The 19,839-nt window shown below is 68.4% G+C and carries 13 protein-coding genes and 1 tRNA gene; 7 read left to right on the forward strand and 7 right to left on the reverse strand.

Annotation, left to right across the window (positions count from 1 at the left end):
* Positions 1–38: 38 nt before the first annotated feature.
* A complete protein-coding gene (locus NS1_RS14800) occupies positions 39–908 on the forward strand; it encodes an SGNH/GDSL hydrolase family protein (protein WP_062985117.1) in 870 nt (289 codons plus the stop codon).
* 141 nt (positions 909–1,049) lie between these two features.
* Complete coding sequence (locus NS1_RS14805) at positions 1,050–2,462, forward strand: PucR family transcriptional regulator (protein WP_157125219.1); 1,413 nt, start codon at positions 1,050–1,052, stop codon at positions 2,460–2,462.
* A 103-nt stretch (positions 2,463–2,565) separates the two neighbouring features.
* Here the strand turns inward: NS1_RS14805 and NS1_RS14810 are convergent.
* Positions 2,566–2,647, reverse strand: a tRNA-Leu gene (locus tag NS1_RS14810).
* A gap of 373 nt (positions 2,648–3,020) precedes the next feature.
* Here NS1_RS14810 and NS1_RS14815 point away from each other — a divergent pair.
* Both NS1_RS14815 and acpS read left to right on the forward strand, forming a co-directional pair.
* Complete coding sequence (locus NS1_RS14815; RefSeq protein ID WP_062985122.1) at positions 3,021–12,347, forward strand: type I polyketide synthase; 9,327 nt, start codon at positions 3,021–3,023, stop codon at positions 12,345–12,347.
* An 11-nt stretch (positions 12,348–12,358) separates the two neighbouring features.
* Positions 12,359–12,787, forward strand: coding sequence for a holo-ACP synthase AcpS (gene acpS / locus NS1_RS14820; protein ID WP_062985124.1), 429 nt, complete (start codon positions 12,359–12,361; stop codon positions 12,785–12,787).
* Between the two features lie 13 nt (positions 12,788–12,800).
* Here the strand turns inward: acpS and NS1_RS14825 are convergent, their stop codons facing one another.
* A complete protein-coding gene (locus NS1_RS14825; protein ID WP_082844012.1) occupies positions 12,801–13,421 on the reverse strand; it encodes a TetR/AcrR family transcriptional regulator in 621 nt (206 codons plus the stop codon).
* 319 nt (positions 13,422–13,740) lie between these two features.
* On the opposite strand from NS1_RS14825, the gene NS1_RS14830 reads away from it, so the two are divergent.
* Complete coding sequence (locus NS1_RS14830) at positions 13,741–14,922, forward strand: hypothetical protein (protein ID WP_131817155.1); 1,182 nt, start codon at positions 13,741–13,743, stop codon at positions 14,920–14,922.
* Between the two features lie 48 nt (positions 14,923–14,970).
* On the opposite strand, the gene NS1_RS14835 is transcribed toward NS1_RS14830, so the two are convergent.
* Both NS1_RS14835 and NS1_RS14840 read right to left on the reverse strand, forming a co-directional pair.
* Positions 14,971–15,738 carry an ABC transporter permease gene (locus NS1_RS14835; RefSeq protein WP_056821631.1) on the reverse strand — a complete coding sequence of 256 codons (768 nt, stop codon included), beginning with the start codon at positions 15,736–15,738 and terminating at the stop codon, positions 14,971–14,973.
* Positions 15,735–16,688 carry an ABC transporter ATP-binding protein gene (locus tag NS1_RS14840; RefSeq protein WP_056821629.1) on the reverse strand — a complete coding sequence of 318 codons (954 nt, stop codon included), beginning with the start codon at positions 16,686–16,688 and terminating at the stop codon, positions 15,735–15,737. The genes NS1_RS14835 and NS1_RS14840 overlap by 4 nt, the downstream gene beginning before the upstream one ends.
* Positions 16,689–16,797: 109 nt before the next feature.
* On the opposite strand from NS1_RS14840, the gene NS1_RS14845 reads away from it, so the two are divergent.
* A complete protein-coding gene (locus tag NS1_RS14845; protein WP_062985126.1) occupies positions 16,798–17,523 on the forward strand; it encodes a TetR/AcrR family transcriptional regulator in 726 nt (241 codons plus the stop codon).
* Here NS1_RS14845 and bcp read toward each other — a convergent pair whose 3' ends face one another.
* Positions 17,524–17,997 (reverse strand): thioredoxin-dependent thiol peroxidase, encoded by a 474-nt coding sequence (bcp, locus tag NS1_RS14850; protein ID WP_062985333.1) that lies wholly within the window; start codon positions 17,995–17,997, stop codon positions 17,524–17,526.
* Positions 17,998–18,072: 75 nt separating this feature from the next.
* Between bcp and NS1_RS14855 the strand changes: the two genes are divergently transcribed.
* Positions 18,073–18,306, forward strand: a complete 234-nt coding sequence (locus NS1_RS14855) for a DUF3618 domain-containing protein (RefSeq protein ID WP_082844000.1) — start codon at positions 18,073–18,075, stop codon at positions 18,304–18,306.
* Positions 18,307–18,372: 66 nt separating this feature from the next.
* Here the strand turns inward: NS1_RS14855 and NS1_RS14860 are convergent, their stop codons facing one another.
* Together NS1_RS14860 and NS1_RS14865 are read right to left on the reverse strand one after the other, a co-directional pair.
* Positions 18,373–18,669: an excalibur calcium-binding domain-containing protein gene (locus NS1_RS14860; protein ID WP_056821625.1), complete on the reverse strand. Its 297-nt coding sequence runs from the start codon at positions 18,667–18,669 to the stop codon at positions 18,373–18,375.
* A 134-nt stretch (positions 18,670–18,803) separates the two neighbouring features.
* Positions 18,804–19,781: a pirin family protein gene (locus tag NS1_RS14865; protein WP_062985128.1), complete on the reverse strand. Its 978-nt coding sequence runs from the start codon at positions 19,779–19,781 to the stop codon at positions 18,804–18,806.
* Between the last annotated feature and the right edge of the window lie 58 nt (positions 19,782–19,839).

Below are 19,839 nucleotides of genomic sequence, written 5' to 3' on the forward strand. Positions count from 1 at the left end.
GAGCAGTCTCAGGAAAATGTAAAGGAAGTCGATTCTCGATGATGAGAAAGCTGATCACTCGTCCGCTCTGCCGCGCCGCCGTCGGCGCGGCCGTACTCGCGCTGATCGCCGTGCCCACTGCGGGTGCTCAGCCGTCACCGGCGAGTGGGGCCCGCTACGTCGCCTTGGGCGATTCGGGTGCGGCGACTACGGGTGTGCTGAACATCGACCCGACGGCACCGCTGCTGTGCGCGCGCTCGACAGCGAACGCTCCGGCCCTGATCGCCGACGCACTGGGGATCAGCTACGAGGATCGGACCTGCAGCTCGGCGAAGATCCGCGACCTGGCCGGGCGCCAATCGGGGGTCGTCCCGCCGCAGTTCGAGGCGCTCGGCCCCGACACCGAAATCGTCACACTGCATCTCGGCGCCAACGACGCCGAGATGACCAAGTTCATCGGCAGCTGCCACGCCGCCGCGGTCACCGGAGGTTGCGCAACGGCGGCCGATCCTGCCTGGGACGTTGCCATCGATGCCATCGCCCCCACCTACACTTCCGCGCTGGACGAGATCAGCCGCCGCGCGCCGAAGGCCAAGATCTTCGTCGACGGTTGGCCCACCTACTTCGACCCGGGAACTTGCTCGGCGATGGTGGGGCTGCGCGCTGACGACGCGGCCTACATCCAGTCGAAGTTCGATCGCCTCAACGCCGTGGTCAGTCGCGGGGCCACCGCCCACGGCGCGATCTACATCGACACACGCCAGGCTTCGACAGGTCACGGGATGTGCTCGGCAGCCGATGCCCGCTGGTTCGATCCAGTGGTCGGCGGAGACACGATGCTGCCCTACCACCCGACCCTGGTCGGGCACCGGGGAGTTGCCGAACTGATCGTGGCCTCCATCCGGTCCTCCGACGCCGTCCCCCGCTGACAACCTGCCCGCCGCAGAAGCGTTGCTACCACGGTTTCGGTAGGCACGGGCGAGCAACGACAGGATTCGAGCAGTGCATAGTCCGAACCAGATTGCTGCTTTCCCTGAGCCCCCGAGCCCCCCGGCTCGTCGGGGAACTCCGTGAGTGGATCGAGCCCTGAACAGTCGAGTGATCTCGACGAGCTGGGTGTGTTGTTGACCGACTATGTGACCGGTATCGACGAGCTGGTTGATCGGCTGGTTGCCCAGCTGCGCGTGCAGGTGCCGGAGTACGCGGTCTTGGCATCGTCCGACATCGCCTCCTTCACGGCGCCCATCATCCGCTCGGTCTTGGAGCACGTGTCGGCGACTTTCACCGCGCCCGCCGCCTGCAGCATCAGCGCGGTGGGCGAGCTGGCCCGCCGACGGATGCGCCAGGGCTTCCCGCTGGAAACCCTTACTCGCAGCATCCAACTCGTCGCTCGGTTCGTGCTCGCGGCCCTCGACGAGGAAGCCTCTCGACGCGGGCTGCCGCCAAGGGTGGTGCTCCGGGCCCACGACGTGGGATGGGAGTTCGCCAACGACGCCGCCGGAGTCATCGCCGAAATCCAGCACGACATGATCGCGGAGGGCCCACGCCGGAACGCCGGACAGCGCGTGCAGTTCCTCCGCGCCCTGTTGGGTGGACATCTGTCCGCCCGACGTCTGGCCACCGATGCCAGTGTGTTCGGGATCGACCTGACAGTGCACTATCAACCGTTGCGCGCGCGACCGGATGAGGTCGATGACCTGCCTGCGCTGATGGCGGTAGTGGCTCGCACGAGCGCTACCCGCGAGCAGCGACCGGTCCTCGCGGTCGCCGAGGGGGAGTTGTTCGGGGTGGTGCCGCGGCCGCCGGTGGTCGGCGATCGGTGGTTGGTCGCCCTCGCCGAACCCGCACCGCTCACCGCCATGGCTAGCTCTTTCGACGAGGCCACCACGACTCTGCGACTGGCCCAGGTATTCGGTCGCAGGGGAGTGGTGACACTCGCCGATCTCGGGCCGTATCCGCTGGCGATGCTGGGGACCGGCGATGTCGAAAGGCTCGAGCGCCGACACTGCACAGTGCTCGACGACGGACGGGCCGGGCGCCGCGACATGGAAGACACCGTCTGGGCTTTCCTCGAACACGACAGGAACACCGACGCGACCGCCGCCGCGCTGATCGTCCATCGCAACACGGTGCGCTATCGGCTTTCGCGGTTCCAGGAACTGACGCACCTCGATCTCGCACAGACCCACGACCTGATGACGGTGTGGTGGGTGCTGGCCCATCGACGCCTTCGACGCTCGTCACCGATTGTTCGGCATGCCGATGACGCGCTAGCGGTGTCGGCGCCGACATGGCCGCGGTCTGGGTGGTCGACCTACACCACCCCGGCCGATCTCGACCGGATCGAGGAGAAGCCGCTCGGCGAACGCGGTCGGCGACACGTCCGGAATCTCCGACTACAGCTATCCCGTGGACACGGTTTTTGTTGGCTGATCGGGGAATGGCGATCCTCGCCGAAAATGTGGCAGAACTGCCATCTGTGAAACATGCTCGCGCAGGTCACGGTCTTACGCGGGTGCTCTCCTGAGCGTGCGAGTGCACTCGAACACGCGGAAGCCCTGATCTGGCCCGAAGGCCAGGAATCTGTGCGCGAGAGGGGACTTGAACCCCTACGTCCGTGGACACCAGAACCTAAATCTGGCGCGTCTGCCAATTTCGCCACTCGCGCTTGGATGTGTACGACCGTCCAAACTCTACCGGGCGAATCCGGCTGTGCGAAGCGTAGGGGCGGCGTGGCGTACTCGTGGGTAACACGACCTGGGGTTATAACGATTCGGTAAACCTCAATGTGAGGGGCACTCATGTTTGAGAACCCGAGTAACAGGCCGGACCTGCGCGTTCAAACATGAGGCCGCGTCATGTTTCGCAAGATTCTGGTACGGACGTACGGAAATACTGGGCAGTAGCTCGCTACCGGGCCAGAAACGTGAGGCTTTCCTCATGATTTTGTGCGATCGTGGCTCTCAACAGGCCCAAGGGGCTGCCGGATACGTGTGCGTGCCGTCGGTGGGCGACACGCCAGGAGAAGGAAGTCGAGCGTCTTGACGATCAACGAGAGCACCGAAATCGGCACGGAAGCGACCACGAAAGCGAATGGTCGCGGCCAGGCCAGGGGTGTCCGCGCGGCGCTGCTGGAGCAGCTGCGCACCGGAGCGGGATACGCGTTGGCGTTCGGCGGACAGGGTGCACAGTGGCTGCGCGAGCTCGAGGAGATCGGGCGCGACAGCGCGCTGGAGCCCGAGCTGGCCGCGCTGGTGAATGACGCTGCCGCGCTGATCGAGCCGGTTGCGACGCAGTTGCTGGTGGTGCGCCCCGGTGGATTCGACCCGATGGGCTGGGTGCTCGAGAGCGAGCTCGACGAGCCGGAGGAGCCCTCCTCGGCGCCCGCGGACTCGGTGCTGCGGTCGGTGCCCGTTTCCATGCCGGGTGTGCTGCTGACCCAGCTCGCCGCGACCAGGGCGTTGCGGTTGCAGGGTCTCGACCCGGCCGAGCACGCGCCGGTCGCGATCGTCGGACACTCGCAGGGGCTGTTCGCCGCCACCGCGGTCGAAGCGGGCGGCACGCGTGACGCGGAGCTGCTGGCCATCTCGCAGCTCGTGGGTGCGGCCGCCGGGCTCGTCGCGCGCAGGCGTGGACTGATGCCGGTGGGCGAGCGCTCGCCGATGGTGGCCGTGTCGAATGTGGATCCGGAGCAGCTGCGGGCAATCGTCGCCGAGGTCGCCGAGGGAGTCGATCCCGCGATCGCCGCGGTGGTGTCGATCCGCAACGGACGCAGGCGCGTCGTGATCTCGGGTGCGCCCGCGCAGATCGATCGGGTGCGCATTCGTTGCGCGCAGCTGCACGACGAGCAGATCCGTGAGCGCGAGAGCAAGGCCCGCGGTGGCGCGGTATTCGCGCCCGTGTTCGAAGACATCTCCGTCGACGTCGCCTTCCACCACCCGGCGCTGGCCGAGACCGTCGAACTGGTCGCCGGTTGGGCCCGCCAGTGCGAGATCGACGCCGACCTCGCCGCCGCGCTGACCCAGCAGGTGCTCGTCGACCCGATCGACTGGGTCGCCACCGTCGATGCCGTGGTCGAAGCGGGCGCGCAGTGGATCCTCGACCTCGGCCCCGGCGACCTGCTCTCGCGGGTGACCGGCGGTTCGCTCAAGGGCACCGGTGTCGGCGTGATCGCCGCCGCCACCCGCGCCGGTCAGCGCAGCCTGCTCACCCCGGGCGCCGCGCCGGAGCCGTCGACACCGTGGTCGGCGTTCGCGCCGAAGCCGGTGCGTCTGCCCAACGGGCGCATCGTTGTCGAGACCGCGTTCACCAAGCTCACCGGCCGTTCGCCGATCCTCCTCGCGGGCATGACCCCGACGACCGTCGACGCGAAAATCGTCGCGGCCGCGGCCAACGCGGGCCACTGGGCCGAGCTGGCCGGTGGCGGACAGGTCACCGAGCAGATCTTCGCCGACCGGGTCACCGAGTTGCGTCAGCTGCTGCAGCCGGGTCGCGCCGTGCAGTTCAACTCGCTGTTCCTCGACCCCTACCTGTGGAAGCTGCAGCTGGGCGGTAAGCGCTTGGTGCAGAAGGCGCGGGCGGCGGGTGCGCCGATCGACGGCGTGATCGTCACCGCGGGCATCCCCGAACTCGACGAGGCCGTGGCGCTGATCGGTGAGCTGTCCGAGGCGGGCATCAGCCACGTCGCGTTCAAGCCGGGCACCGTCGCCCAGATCAAGGCCGTTCTGCGCATCGCCGACGCCGTTCCGGACTACCCGGTGATCATGCACATCGAAGGCGGCAAGGCCGGCGGGCACCACTCCTGGGAAGACCTCGACGACCTGCTGCTGGCCACCTACGCCGAGCTGCGCGGCCACGCCAACGTGGTGATCTGCGTCGGCGGCGGCATCGGCACTCCCGAACGCGCCACCGACTACCTCACCGGCGCCTGGTCCACCGGCCACGGCTACCCGCTCATGCCCCTGGACGGCGTGCTGGTCGGCACCGCGGCCATGGCTACCCTCGAGGCGACCACCGCCCCCGCGGTGAAGCAGCTGCTCGTCGATACCCCCGGCACCCCCGACTGGGTCGGTGCGGGCACCGCCAGTGGTGGAATGGCCTCCGGGCGCAGCCAACTGGGCGCCGATATCCATGAGATCGACAATGCCGCCTCGCGGACCGGCCGCCTGCTCGACGAGGTCGCGGGCGATGCCGACGCCGTGGCGAGCCGTCGCGCCGAAATCATCGCGGCGCTCGACGCCACCGCCAAGCCCTACTTCGGCGATGTCGCCACCATGACCTACCAGCAGTGGCTGGAACGCTATGTCTCCCTGGCCGTGACGAGCGAGGTGCCGATCTCGTTCGATTGCGGCAGCGATATCGGTGAAGCGATCCGCGACGCCACCCGCTCGGACTGGCTCGACATCAGCTGGCGCGACCGGTTCGCGGAGATGATGCGCCGCACCGAGTCCCGGCTCAACCCGGCCGACAGCGGTGAGATCGAAACCCTGTTCGCCGACGACGAAGCCTTCGAGCACCCGGTGCAGGCGCTGTGCGCGCTGCAGAAGCAGTACCCGACGATCGCCGACACCGTGCTGCACCCGGCCGACGTGCCGTTCTTCGTCTCGCTGTGCAAGACGCCGGGCAAGCCGGTGAACTTCGTGCCCGTCGTCGACGCCGATGTGCGTCGCTGGTGGCGTTCGGATTCGCTGTGGCAGGCCCACGATCCGCGTTATTCGGCCGATCAGGTGTGCGTCATCCCCGGCACCGTCGCCGTCGCCGGTATCACCCGCGTGGACGAGCCCGTCGGTGAGCTGCTCGACCGCTTCGAACAGGACACCGCGTACAGCCTGGTCAGGGCCGGTGTCGTCCCCGAGCCGGTGGACGCGCGCCGCGTCGCCGGTGTGGTGGCGGGACCGATCGACACCGTGCTCGCCGCCCCCGACGTGCAGTGGGCCGGTCGCACCACCGTCAACCCGGTGCATCGCCTCGGTGACATCTCGGAGTGGATCGTCGAGCAGGGGAGTGCGGTGCATCGCGGCACCGGCGCCACCCTGACCGAAACCACCGGTCCCGAAGCCGAATTCGGCTACGTGGAGCTGACGGTGCCGCTGGTCCGTGATTCCGTGCGGATCCGCATCACCGTGCCCGCGAGCGTGTATTCCGGTGGCGCGCCGGTGATCACCGACGCCGATGCCGAGACCGCGATGTCGGCCCTGCTCGGCGTCGCCGCCGGGAAGTCGCTGCCCGAGGTGAAAGCCGGTGTGGCGCACCTCAACCTGGCATGGATGCCGGATCTGATCGCCGACCACGCCGGTGTCACGGGCTCGGGCCTGCCCGACACCCTCAGCACTCTCGGCCGTACCGCCCCCGATGTGCTCGTCGGCGCCTGCTGGCCCGCGGTCTTCGCGGTGCTCGGCGCGGCCCGTACCCCGGCCGGCGGCTCCGTCATCGAGGGCATGCTCGACCTGGTCCACCTGGATCACCAGATCGACCTGCTGAGCGAATTGCCCTCGGAGACGAGCATTCTTGTCGTCCGTGCCGAAGGCGGCGCGGTGGTCGATACCGACATGGGCCGGGTGGTCGAGGTCGAGGTGAACATCGGCCTGATCCTGGATCAGGGACTCGACGCCACCCCGCTGGCCCGGCTCGTCGAACGCTTCGCCATCCGTGGCCGCAACGGCGCGGGCGAGCTCACCGATCCGCCGCGCGCGGCCGGTGCGGTCTCCGACGACGCCACCGATACCCCGCGTCGCCGTCGCCGCGACGTGAGCATGGCCGCCCCGCGCGCCATGCACGCGTTCGCCGCGGTCTCCGGCGACCACAACCCGATCCACACCTCCGACGCCGCCGCCAAGCTGGCCGGTCTGGGCAGCCCGATCGTGCACGGCATGTGGCTCTCGGCCGCCGCCCAGCACGCGGTGGTCGCGGTGGATCCCGAAAGCTCCGTTCCCGCACGCACTCTCACGGCATGGACCACCCGGTTCCTCGGCATGGTGCGCCCCGGCGCGACCGTGGACGTGCGGGTGGAGCGGATCGCGGTGGACGCGGGCGCCGAGATCGTCGAGGTCTCCTGCCGCGTCGACGGTGACCTGGTCATGACCGCGACCGGGCGCACCGCCGCCCCGAAGACCGTGTACGCCTTCCCGGGCCAGGGCATCCAGCGCAAGGGGATGGGCCTGGACGCGCTGACCCGCTCGAAGGCGGCCAAGCGGGTATGGGAGCGTGCCGACGCGCACACCCGCGACGCCCTCGGTTTCTCGATCCTGGCGGTGGTGCGCGACAACCCGACCTACCTCAAGGCGCGCGGTGTCGAACACCGGCACCCGGACGGCGTGCTGCACCTGACCCAGTTCACCCAGGTCGCGATGGCCACCCTCGGCGTCGCCCAGGTCGCCGAGCTGCGGGAATCGGGCGCGTTCGTCGAAGGCGCGATGCTGGCCGGTCACTCGGTCGGTGAGTACAACGCTCTCGCCGCCGTCGCCGGTGTGCTGCCGCTGGAAGCCGTGCTCGAGGTCGTGTTCCAGCGTGGCTCGGCCATGCACGAACTGGTGCCGCGTGACGCGCAGGGCCGCAGCGACTACCGGATGGCCGCCATCCGCCCGTCGCAGATCGGACTGCCCGACCCCGAGGTGATCGACTTCGTCACCGGGATCGGCGCCGAGACCGGCGAGTTCCTCGAGGTGGTGAACCTCAACCTGCGCGGCTCCCAGTACGCCATCGCGGGCACGGTCGCCGGGCTCGAGGCCCTCGAAACCGAGATCGACCGCCGCCGTGCCGAATTCGGCGGCAAGCGGGCCTTCATCCTGGTGCCCGGCATCGACGTGCCGTTCCACTCCTCGGTGCTGCGCGACGGTGTGCCGGAGTTCCGGCACAAGCTCGAGCAGCTGCTGCCCGCCGAGGTGCACCCGGAGGTTCTGGTCGGACGCTACATTCCGAACCTGGTGCCCCGTCCGTTCTCCCTGGACCGCGCCTTCCTCACCGAGATCGCCGAACTCGTGCCGTCGGAGCCCCTCGTGGCCGTCCTGGCCGACTTCGACAGCTGGGCCACGCGCGATGCAGAGCTGTGCCGCGTAGTGCTGATCGAGTTGCTGGCCTGGCAGTTCGCCAGCCCGGTGCGCTGGATCGAGACCCAGGACCTGCTGTTCACTGACACCGCCCACGGTGGTCTCGGCGTGGAACGGTTCGTCGAGATCGGTCTCGGCGCCACCCCGACCGTGGCGAACCTGGCCTCGCAGACGCTGAAGCTGCCAGGGTTCGGTGGGGTGACCGTGGAGGTCGTCAACGTCGAACGTGACGCGACGGTCGTCTACTCGACCGACACCGATCCGGCCCCGGTCGACGACATCGACGACGCCCCGGTCGAAACTGCGGCCGCGCCGACCGCTGCCGCGGCTCCCGTCGCCGCTGCTCCGGTAGCGACCGGCGGCCCGCGCCCCGACGACATCACCTTCAGCGCCGCCGACGCCACCCGCGTGCTCATCGCGCTGTGGACCAAGCTGCGGATGGGCCAGATCGGCCCGGTCGACACCATCGAGGGCCTCTGCGACGGTGTCTCCTCGCGGCGTAACCAGCTGCTCGTCGACCTCGGCGCCGAACTCTCCCTCGGTGCCATCGACGGCGCCGCCGACGCCGATATGGGCGCACTGGCCGCCACCGTCGAACGTCTTGCCCGCACCTACAAGCCCTTCGGCACCGTGCTCACCGATGCCATCGGCGACCACTTGCGCAAGGTCTTCGGCCCCTCCGGCAAGCGGCCCGCCGCCATCGCCGACCGGGTCAAGAAGGTCTGGGAACTCGGCGACGGCTGGGCCAGCCACGTCACCGCCGAGGTCTCCCTCGGCACCCGCGAAGGCGCGAGCGTGCGCGGCGGTGACCTCGGCGGTCTCGCCGGCGGCGCGCTCAGCGATGCGGCTTCGGTCGACGCCGCCATCGACGCCGCAGTGCAGGCTGTGGCCGCACGGCGCGGTGTCGCGGTCTCGATGCCCTCGGCGGGTGGCGCTACCGGCGGCACCGTCGACGCTGCCGCGCTCGGCGAGTTCACCGAGCAGATCACCGGACGCGACGGCGTGCTCGCCACCGCGGCCAGGGTCGTGCTCGAACAGCTCGGCCTCAGCGAGAAGATCAGCGCACCCGAGGCGACTCCCGATACGCTCGCCGACCTCGTCTCGGCCGAATTGGGTTCGGACTGGCCGCGTCTGGTTGCTCCCGCGTTCGACGCTCGCAAGGCCGTGCTCATCGACGACCGCTGGGCCACTGCTCGGGAAGACCTCGCGAAGATGTGGCTCGGCGACGATGCCGCCACCGCGGAGCAGTCGATCGACGGTTTCGTCGGAGCCGGTGAAGCTGTTGCCGCCCAGGCGAGCTGGTGGCGTCAGCGGGCCATGCACGAGGCCCGTTCGGTGCTGGCCGGGGTGTACGCGCAGATCGCGAAGGCCGCGCTCGACACCACCGAGCCGGGTCTGTGGTCCGACGACCTCGCCGTGATCACCGGCGCCAGTAAGGGTTCCATCGCGGCAGCCGTCACCGGCAAGCTCCTCTCCGGCGGCGCGACCGTGGTGGTCACCACCTCCGGCCTCAACGACGAACGGCTGCGGTTCTACCGCTCGCTCTACCGCGACAACGCCCGCCACGGTGCGGCGCTGTGGGTGGTCCCGGCCAATATGGCCTCCTACCAGGACCTCGACGCGCTGATCGAGTGGGTCGGTACCGAGCAGGTCGACAACGCGGGTGGCGCCAAGATCAAGGTCAAGGACGCCATGACCCCGACGGTGCTGCTGCCGTTCGCGGCACCGCGCGTCGCCGGCGACCTCGCCGACGCGGGCGCCCGCGCCGAAATGGAGATGCGGGTCCTGCTCTGGTCGGTGGAACGGCTGATCGGCGGCCTGTCCGCCCTCAACGCCGACCACGACGTCGACGCGAAACTGCATGTGGTGCTGCCGGGTTCGCCCAACCGCGGCCTCTTCGGCGGCGACGGCGCCTACGGCGAGGCCAAGGCCGCGCTCGACGCGGTCGTGACCAAGTGGAAGGCCGAGAAGTCCTGGGCCACACGGGTGACGCTGGTGCACGCGCTGATCGGCTGGGTGCGCGGCACCGGGCTGATGGGTCACAACGACCCCATGGTCGAGGCCGTGGAGAAGGCGGGCGTACAGACCTGGTCGACCACCGAGATGGCCGACGAACTGCTCAAGTGGTGCACCTCGCGTGCCCGTCAGGTGACGCTCACCGGCCCGCAGCAGATCGACCTCACCGGTGGTCTGGCGCGCGCCAAGCTCGACCTGCCCGCGCTCGCCAAGCAGGCGCAGGAGGCCGCGGCCGAGCAGATCGAGGAAGCCGCCACCGCCGCGACCATCGCCGCGCTGCCCGCACCGCCCACCCTGAGTTCGGCTCTGCCCGTGCCTGATTGGGCTCCGGTCACCGCGGAACTGAGCGACATGGTCGTCATCGTCGGCGCCGGTGAACTCGGCCCGTACGGCTCCTCGCGCACCCGCTTCGAGATGGAGGTCGAAGACCAGCTCTCGGCCGCCGGCGTGCTCGAACTGGCCTGGACCACCGGTCTGATCCGCTGGGAGAACGAGCCGAAGCCCGGCTGGTACGACACCGAATCCGGTGACTTCGTACCCGAGGCCGAAGTCGCGGAGCGCTACCACGACACCGTCGTCGAACGCTGCGGTGTGCGCCGCTACGAAGACGACGGCGCCATGCTCGACAACGCGGCCCCGCTGCTCACCTCGGTGTTCCTCGATCAGGACCTGACGTTCACGGTCGCAGGCGAAGCCGAGGCACGGGCGTTCGCCACCGCCGATCCCGAGCACACGGTGATCAGCCCGGTCGAGGGCTCGGGCGACTGGACCGTCACCCGTCAGGCGGGCACCGAGATCCGCGTGCCGCGCAAGGCCAAGCTCTCCCGCGTGGTCGGCGGCCAGATCCCGACCGGCTGGGACCCCACCATCTGGGGCGTCTCGGCCGACATGGCCGCCTCGATCGACCGGGTCGCGCTGTGGAACATCGTCTGCACCGTCGACGCGTTCGTCGGCGCGGGCTTCAGCCCCGACGAGCTGATGAGCTGGGTGCACCCGAGCCTGGTGGCCAACACCCAGGGCACCGGCATGGGTGGCATGTCCTCGATGCGCTCGCTCTACGTCGACAACCTGCTCGGCGAACCGCGCCCGAACGACATCCTCCAAGAAGCACTGCCCAACGTCGCCCTGGCGCACGTGGTGCAGTCCTACGTGGGCAGCTACGGCGCCATGGTGCACCCGGTCGCGGCGTGCGCCACGGCGGCGGTCTCGGTCGAGGAAGGCGTCGACAAGATCCGGCTCGGCAAGGCCGAGGTCGTGGTCGCCGGTGGTTTCGACGACCTGGGTATCGAAGGCATCGTCGGCTTCGGTGACATGTCGGCCACCGCCGACTCGGCGAGTATGCGCGCCAAGGGAATCAGCGACCGCTACTTCTCCCGTGCCAACGATCGCCGTCGCGGCGGGTTCGTGGAATCGCAGGGTGGCGGCACCGTGCTGCTGGCCCGCGGTGACGTGGCCGTGGAGATGGGTCTGCCGGTGCTCGGCGTCGTCGCCTTCGCCCAGTCCTTCGCCGACGGCGTGCACACCTCCATCCCGGCGCCGGGTCTCGGTGCGCTGGGTGCGGGGCGTGGCGGCAGCGAGTCGCGACTGGCGGCCGAACTGCGCAAGCTCGGCGTGACCCCCGACGACATCGCGGTGATCTCCAAGCACGACACCTCCACCGCGGCCAACGACCCCAACGAGTCGGAGCTGCACGAGCGGCTCGCCGGCGCGCTGGGTCGTACCAGCGGCGCACCGCTGTTCGTGGTCTCGCAGAAGAGCCTCACCGGCCATGCCAAGGGCGGCGCGGCGGCATTCCAGCTCATCGGCCTGTGCCAGGTGCTGGAGAACGGTGTGGTGCCGCCGAACCGCAGCCTGGATTGCGTCGACGAGAAGATGGCAGGCTACCCGCACCTGGTGTGGGCCCGCGAGCCACTGCGGTTCGGCGAGAAGTTCGCGCTCAAGGCGGGTCTGGTGACCTCGCTCGGCTTCGGTCACGTGTCCGGTCTGCTCGCGGTGGTCCATCCGCAGGCGTTCCTGGCCGCGATCGACCCGGCCGCGCGGGCGGAGTACCAGGAGCGGGCGCAGACGCGTCAGCTCGCGGGTAGGCAGCGCTTCGCCGAGGCCATGTGCGGCGGGTCGGCACTGTACGAGAAGCCGGCCGATCGTCGTCTCGGCGCCGACGGCACGCCGGCCAAGCAGATCCGTCAGCTCGAGGCCGACATGCTGCTCTCGCCGCAGGCCCGTCTCGACAGCGACGGCGTCTACAGCGCGAACGGATGGGGCTGCGGCACCGGGCAAATCACCCCGCAGTCGACCGAAGCGCCGTAGGCTGCCGCTTCGTGACGATTCTCGGTATCGGTTTGGACTTGGTGACCATCTCCGAGTTCTCCGAACAGCTGCAACGGCCCGGGTCGACCATGATCAGGGAGACATTCACCGCTGGTGAACGTCGCTACTGCCAGAGCAAGCAAACCGACCCGGCCCGCAGCTTCGCCGCACGCTGGGCCGCGAAGGAGGCGGTGCTCAAAGCCTGGGCATCGTCTCGCTTCGCCCGCAGCCCACAGATCGGCGACAATCCGTACCCGCTCATCGAAGTCGTCAACGACGCCTGGGGCAGGCCCAGCATCAAACTCCACGGCCTGGCCGCGGAATTCCTGCCCCGGGTGCGGGTACACCTGTCCCTGACCCACGACGGCGACACCGCCGCGGCAATGGTGGTGCTGGAGGACCCGGGCGAGTTGGCCGATTTGATCGAAGGCCGAAACTAGAAGTCGCGAACCGTCATTTCTCTTCGGCGGTTCGCGATTCTTTTTCCGCGACAAGCAGATACGCCACCATCAGGCGCTTGAGTTCGGCGACGGCATCGGTGTTCGATTGATCTTCCTGCACCGAGAAATTCAGCATCGAATACACGACGTGCACCAGCACTTCGGCCATCATCGTGCGCCGGGCGCGCGGTGTTCGCGGCGTCAGCGGCCGCAGCATCTGCGAGACGACCGCGGCGAATTCCTTCTCGTGCAGCGCGCCCGTAGCCCGGGTGGAGGGGGTCGACTGCATCGCCAACCACACCTCGCGCCGCGACGGGTCGGTGGTCCACAGGTTCGCCATGTGGTCGACGAACTGGTTCATGTGCCGCAGCCAGTCCAGCGAGGGCACTTCACCGTGGAAGTCGGCCAGCTCGCGAGAAACCGCAACCAGGTCTTGTCGATTGAGTTCGCAGACGATCACGTACTTGTTGGCGAAGAACTGGTACAGGGTGCCGATCGGCACCTCGGCGCGCTGCGCGACCTCTTCACAGGTGAACGATTCGAACCCCACCTCGACCAGCAGCTCGCGCGAAGACGCCAGCAGCGCGTCGAATTTGCGCTTGCTGCGCTCCTGCGTCGGCCGCTTGCGCGGCATCAACTCTTGCGGGTCGTCCTGCAATTCCAGCGCAGGGTCCGGACGGCTCTGCGGTGACCGGGCCTGCGCGTGTACTTCCACCCATCCAGGCTAGCGGTATCCGCACATCCGCGACACGCCTCTACCGACAGCGTGTCAACAACTGGCAGAAATCCCGACCCATCCATGCCCTGACCGGTGACGAATCATCAGATAAGTGTGCGTCTATCTGCACGCTTGTTCGCGGCTAGCCAGCTCACGCCGCACCAGACCTACCGCGAAGTGACGGACCCCGCGTGGTCTCGTCCCGCACCGTTTCGCACAGGGGAAGGCAAGACTTGTGGCAACAGGATCTGTGGTAACCCTCGGCGTCAGCACCGAGCGTGGAGCCGTGCACGCGGTCGCGTTCGCCGAATCGGGCGTCACTCTCACGGATCGGATGCTGCTGCGGCGCACCGTCCGTGCCGGTGGTGATGGTAAGGCCGAAGTAGCGGCGGCGGTGCACACCGCACTCGACGCGATCGCGGCCGAACTCGACGACGAGCACGAGATCGCCGGGGTGGCAGTGAGTTACCGCGACGCGAACGAGCGGCGCGCGATCGTCACCCGTCTGGCGGAGACCGAATGGCGCACCGCCTCGCTGGTTTCGGCGAAGTCGGCGCATCTGTTCGTCGCGGGCGCGATGACCTGGCTGGACGAGTTCGACAATCTGCTCATCGTCGAGGCCGTGCCCGGGTACCAGGCGATGACACTGGTCGACCCGGGTCGCCATCGCGTGCTCGCCGCCTACTCGCAGACCGGCGCGCCGACGCCCGACGCCCTGCGCGCGGGCGTATCGGCAGCGTGGGATCAGTTCGAGGCGGCGTCGGTGAAGCCCGGCGCGGTGGTGCTGGTCGGTTCGTCGTCGGACGCGCCCGCGGTGCGCGACGCGGTCGCCGGGTTCGGTGTGCCGGTGCTGCCCTGTCGGTTGGCGCCGTTCGCGCCCGCCGCCGGTGCCGCGCTGGTCGCGCTCGGTGACACGGTCGTGGTGCCGATATCCACCGGCTCGCGCTCCAAGCGGGGGACGGCGATGGTCGCGGCGGCGGCGAGTGTGCTGGCCGGCGGGCTCGTCGCGGGTGGTTCGTATGCGGTGATCAACAGCGGTCGGCCGGTGGTCGACAACACCGCCGTGTCGTCGGAGCCCGGCGCCGCGTCGGCGCCGGTTATTCCGCAAGCCCCCCAGACACACGAGGCCGCCTCGGTCGAGACCGGGGGTGTGACGGAAGAGTCGACCACCTCGCCGTACGAGACGGTGTCGCCGAATCCGCAACTGGTGAACCCGGGCGAATTCCCCCTCGACTACCCGACCCAGCTGTACGGAGACGCGCCACAGGAGGATCCGCTGCCGCTCGAGCCTGTCGCGCCGGTGGTGCCGCAGATTCCCGCCGCGGCCCCGACCCTGCCGGGAACGGGCATTCCGCTCAGCATGCAGCCTGCGCAGGCTGTCACGCCGGAAGGTCCGCGCACGGCATCCGCCGACTGACCGTCTCCACACTGAAGGGGCAGCGCACGCGCTGCCCCTTCAGTGGTTTCAGACGCTGGTACGACGCCGGAACAGGATTCCCGCCGCGAGGTACCCGACCAGCGCGATTCCCGCGCACCACAGCACCGCGAGCAGCCCGCTGTTGCCGATCGGCGTGCCCATCAGCAACCCGCGCGTCGTCTCGATCACCGGCGTCACCGGCTGATTCTCCGCGAACCGGTGCAGCCATACCGGCATCGACGAGGTCGGTACGAAAGCAGAGCTCACGTACGGCAGGAACATGAACACGAAGGTGAAACCGTTGGCCGCCTCCGGGTTTCGCGCGAGCAGGCCCAGCGCGGCGGCCAACCACGACAGTGCGAACACGAACATCGCGAGCACTCCGAAGACGCCGAGCCAGCGCAGCGGATCGGTGGTCGGCCGGAAGCCGAGCGCCACCGCCACCCCGACGACGATCGCCGAGGTGATCAGGTTGCGGATCACGCTCTCGGCGACGTGCCCGGTGAGTACCGCCGAGCGGGCGATGGCCATGGTGCGGAACCGGTCGATGATGCCCTCGGCCACGTCCGTCGACAGCGCGACCGCGGTGGTCGACGCGCCGAAACCCGCGCACAGCAGGATGATTCCGGGCACCACGTAGTCGATGTAGTCGCCCGCTCCCACGTCCATCGCGCCGCCGAACACGTAGACGAACATCAGCAGGATCATCACCGGCAGGGCGATCGTCATGATCATCGTGTCAGGGCTGCGCAGGGTGTGGCGGATATTGCGATCCAGCATGGTGGCCGAATCCTGGAGCGTGCGGGTGGTGCTCATGCGGCTACCTCGGTTCGTCCGGTCAGTGCGAAGAAGACATCATCGAGGTCGGGGGTGTGCACGGTGAGCTGGTCGATCGCGATGTCGAGTTCGGCGAATCGGTCGAGAAGCTGTTTGATCTCGGTGGCGCTGCCGTCCGAGGGCACCTGCAGGGTCAGCTGTTCGGGATCGGCATGTCCACCGGAGTCGCTGTCGAGCGCGCGGGCGGCGGCGTCGAGTAGTGCGCGATCGGCGAAGCGGAATCGGATGTGTCCGCCCGGCACCAGGCGTTTGAGTTCCTCGGGAGTGCCGTCGGCGACGATGCGGCCGCCGTCGAGCACGGCGATCCGGTCGGCGAGCTGATCGGCTTCCTCCAGGTACTGCGTGGTGAGCAGGATGGTCGTCCCCTCGGCGGCCAATTCCTTGATGGCAGTCCACAGGTCGCGTCGGCTGCGTGGGTCGAGGCCGGTGGTCGGCTCGTCCAGGAAGACGATGCGCGGCTTGCCCATCAAGCTCATCGCGAGGTCGAGCCTGCGACGCATGCCGCCGGAGTAGGAGGCGACCGGCTTGTCGGCGGCGTCGACCAGGTCGAAACGCTCGAGGAGTTCGGTACCGCGACGCAGCGTCTCGGCCTTGCCCAGGTGCAGCAACCGGCCGGTGAGCCGCAGGTTCTCGGTGCCGGTGAGTACCCCGTCGACGGAGGCGTTCTGGCCGGTGACGCCGATCAGTCGCCGGATCGTATCGGGGGCTTGTCGCAGATCGTGCTCGAAGACCTCGACATCGCCGCGATCGGGCAGGCTCAGGGTCGCCAGGATGCGGACCAGCGTGGTCTTGCCCGCGCCGTTGGGGCCGAGAAGGGCGAAGACGGTGCCCGCGCTGATGTCGAGGTCGAGGTCGTCCAGGACTACGTGGGCGCCGAAGGCTTTGCGTAGGTGCCGGATCGAGAGGGCGGGCGGTCGTTCGGGTGCCATGAGTTCTCTCCGATCGAAAACTGTTTATGCGGTATACTCAGTTTATAGGCTAAACAGTTCTTGAGCGCAAGAGGAGGCGAGCTAGAGTCGAGGCGAGCAAAGGAGGCAGATGACGACGTCCGGCGACACGGCGCTCCCGAGATCGGTCGAGCTGATGTGGGGCCTCGGGCAACCCGGCGGCCGCGGCCCCAAACGGGCACTGACCCTCGATCAGATCCTCGACGCCGCCACCGAAGTGGCTGATGCGGAGGGGTTCGCGGCGTTGTCGATGAACCGGGTCGCCAAGCAGCTCGGCTACACCGCGATGTCGCTGTACCGGTATGTCGACAGCAAGAACACGCTGGTCGACCTGCTGATGGACCGGGTCGTCGGGGTGCCGCCCGTGATCGCGCCGCAGACGCCGTGGCGGTCAGGGCTCGAGCAGTGGGCGCGGGCCGAGTTCGCGCGGCTGGGTCGTCATCCCTGGTGGATGGACATTCCACTGAGTCGCCCGCCGATGGGCCCGAACAATATGGCGTGGCTCGAAACGGCGTTGGGGGTGCTCGCCGAAGCGGCGGTGCCGGATCCGGTCAAGCTGCAACTGGTGATGAACGTGTCGATGTTCGTGGTGGGAAAACGGCGGTTCCTGCGGGACCTGGAGGAGGAAGAGGGCGGAGACTTTCCCTCGGTGATGACCCGGGTCCTCGACCCGCAGCGCTTCCCTTGGGTGTCGGCCGCCCTGTCCGCCGCCGCGTTCGATGATGGCGATATCGAGTGGGAGCAGGCCGATTTCGAATTCGGCCTGGCCCGGTTGCTCGACGGTTACGAGGTGTTCATCGCCACTTTCGGCGACTGACTACACCGACAGATCGCGGCGCAACTTAGCGACGTGGCCGGTGGCGCGGACGTTGTACTGGGCGAGTTCGATCGTGCCCTTCTCGTCGACCAGGAAGGTCGAGCGGATCACGCCCGTCACGGTCTTGCCGTACATCATCTTCTCACCGAAAGCGCCCCATTCTTTGAGCACCTCGCGCTCGGGATCCGACAGCAGCGGGAAGGTCAGGCCCTCGTTGTCGCGGAATTTCGCCAGCTTGGCGGGCTTGTCGGGCGAGATCCCGATGACCTCGAGGCCCGCGCCACCGAGGTCGGCCAGGCTGTCGCGGAAGTCGCACGCCTGCTTGGTGCAGCCGGGGGTGCTGGCGGCCGGGTAGAAATAGACGATCACCTTGCGGCCGAGGTAGTCCGACAGCGATACGTCGTTGCCGTCGGCGTCGGGCAGCGTGAACTCGGGGGCGGTGTCTCCGGGGGAGAGGCGATGGTTGTCGGTCACCACCGCACGGTAACCGACCGGGTCGGCGAGGCGCATGGATAGACTCGGTGACGAGCAGCAGACATTTACCTGGAGGTGACGGTGGCCAAGGACGACACCGACCGGATAGAACGCGAGATCGAGATCGCGCGTACCCGGTTGGCGACCACGCTCGACGAACTGGCGGTGCGCGCGGATCCGCAACGGATCGCGGACGACACCAAGAATATGGTGGTCGCCAAGTTGAACGAGCCGAAGGTCAAATACACGCTGATCGGAGCGGGCGCCCTCGTGGCCGGCCTGGTCCTGATCAAGATCTTCCGCAGCTGAATCAGCTGGCCGGACAACAAAAAACACCCGATGTGCCAACGAGTCACATCGGGTGTTTTTGTGTTTCTACTGCGTGGGGCAGGCCAGGCCGTCGCCGTCCGGGTCGAGGTGCGGGGAGTAGCCCGCCTCGCCGCGGAACAACGGCGCGCGGCCGGCGGCCATCGCATCGTCGCAGCTGCGGAACGCGCCACCGGCCGAGCCGGACTGGACCAGGTTGGCCGAGCCGGTCGCTCCGAGAATGGAGTCGAAGCTGGACGAACCGGTGCCCGCTGAGCCCGCGAACGGGTTGGCATGGGCGACCGGTGCGGCGATCAGGGCGAGCCCTGCGGCGGCAAGGCTGACGGTGAGCCGACTAACGTTCATGAATTCCTCTATGTCTGCTGCGGTTCGGGAGTGGTGACGGCCACGATGTGGCCGGTAGCCCCGTCCACCTTTGTGACGGGGCGACCGATTGTCAACCGCACGCGACCCGAGGATTCGCCGCGAGTAGCGGTCGGTTATTCACCCAGTCTGCGCCCGGTCAGGTGTTCGGCCGGGATAGTGCCCATGCGACCCGCGTTGAAATCCTCCATCGCCTCGATGATTTCCTGGCGAGTGTTCATCACGAACGGCCCGTATTGAATCACCGGTTCGCGCAAGGGAGTTCCGCCGAGTAGCAGGACCTCGAGATCGCCGGTGGTGCTGTGCTGGGTGAGATCGGCGGTCAGGGTGAGGGCGTCGCCCTTGCCGAAGGCCACCAGTTGCCCGGCGCTGATCGGCCTGCGATCGACGCCGACCGTGCCGCTGCCCGACAGCACGTAGGCCATCGCGGTGAAGTCCTTGGGCCACGGCGTTTCCAGCTGGGCGCCGGGCACGAGCGAGGCGTGGGCGTAGGCGATCGGGGTGTAGGTCGACCCGGGGCCGGCGAAACCGGCGACCTCACCGGCGATGACGCGCACGAGCGCACCGCCGTCGTGCGAGCTCACCAGGGTCAGTTCGCTCGCGCGCAGATCCTGGTAGCGCGGGGTGGCGAACTTGTTCGCCCGCGGCAGGTTCACCCACAGCTGGATTCCGTGGAAAGTGCCGCCGGAGATCACGAGCTTCTCCTCGGGCAGTTCGTCGTGCAGCATGCCGGAGCCCGCGGTCATCCACTGTGTGTCGCCCTCGCCGATGACACCGCCACCACCTTGGGAATCGTGGTGGACCATGGTGCCGTCGAGCATGTACGTAACGGTCTCGAAGCCGCGGTGCGGATGCCATGGCGCGCCCTTGGCGGCGTACGGCTCATAGGCCACCGGGCCCATCTGGTCGAGCAGGATGAACGGGTCGGCCGAGCGCAGATCAACGCTGGGGAACGGCCGGGTCACCTCGAACCCGGCGCCTTCCTGCTGGCGCGCGGCGGTGACGATCTGGCGAACCGGACGCTGGGTCTCGGTGACATCGGGGCGGGGCAGCCGGGGCAGCACCATGATGTCGTCGACGGTGATAGCTGGCATGGGGTGCCTCCTGGGAGCTTCTCGAGTCAGTTGGTTTCCATGTCAACCAACATGGCCC

This window comes from Nocardia salmonicida NBRC 13393, assembly GCF_001613085.1.
Taxonomy (GTDB): Bacteria; Actinomycetota; Actinomycetes; order Mycobacteriales; family Mycobacteriaceae; genus Nocardia; species Nocardia salmonicida.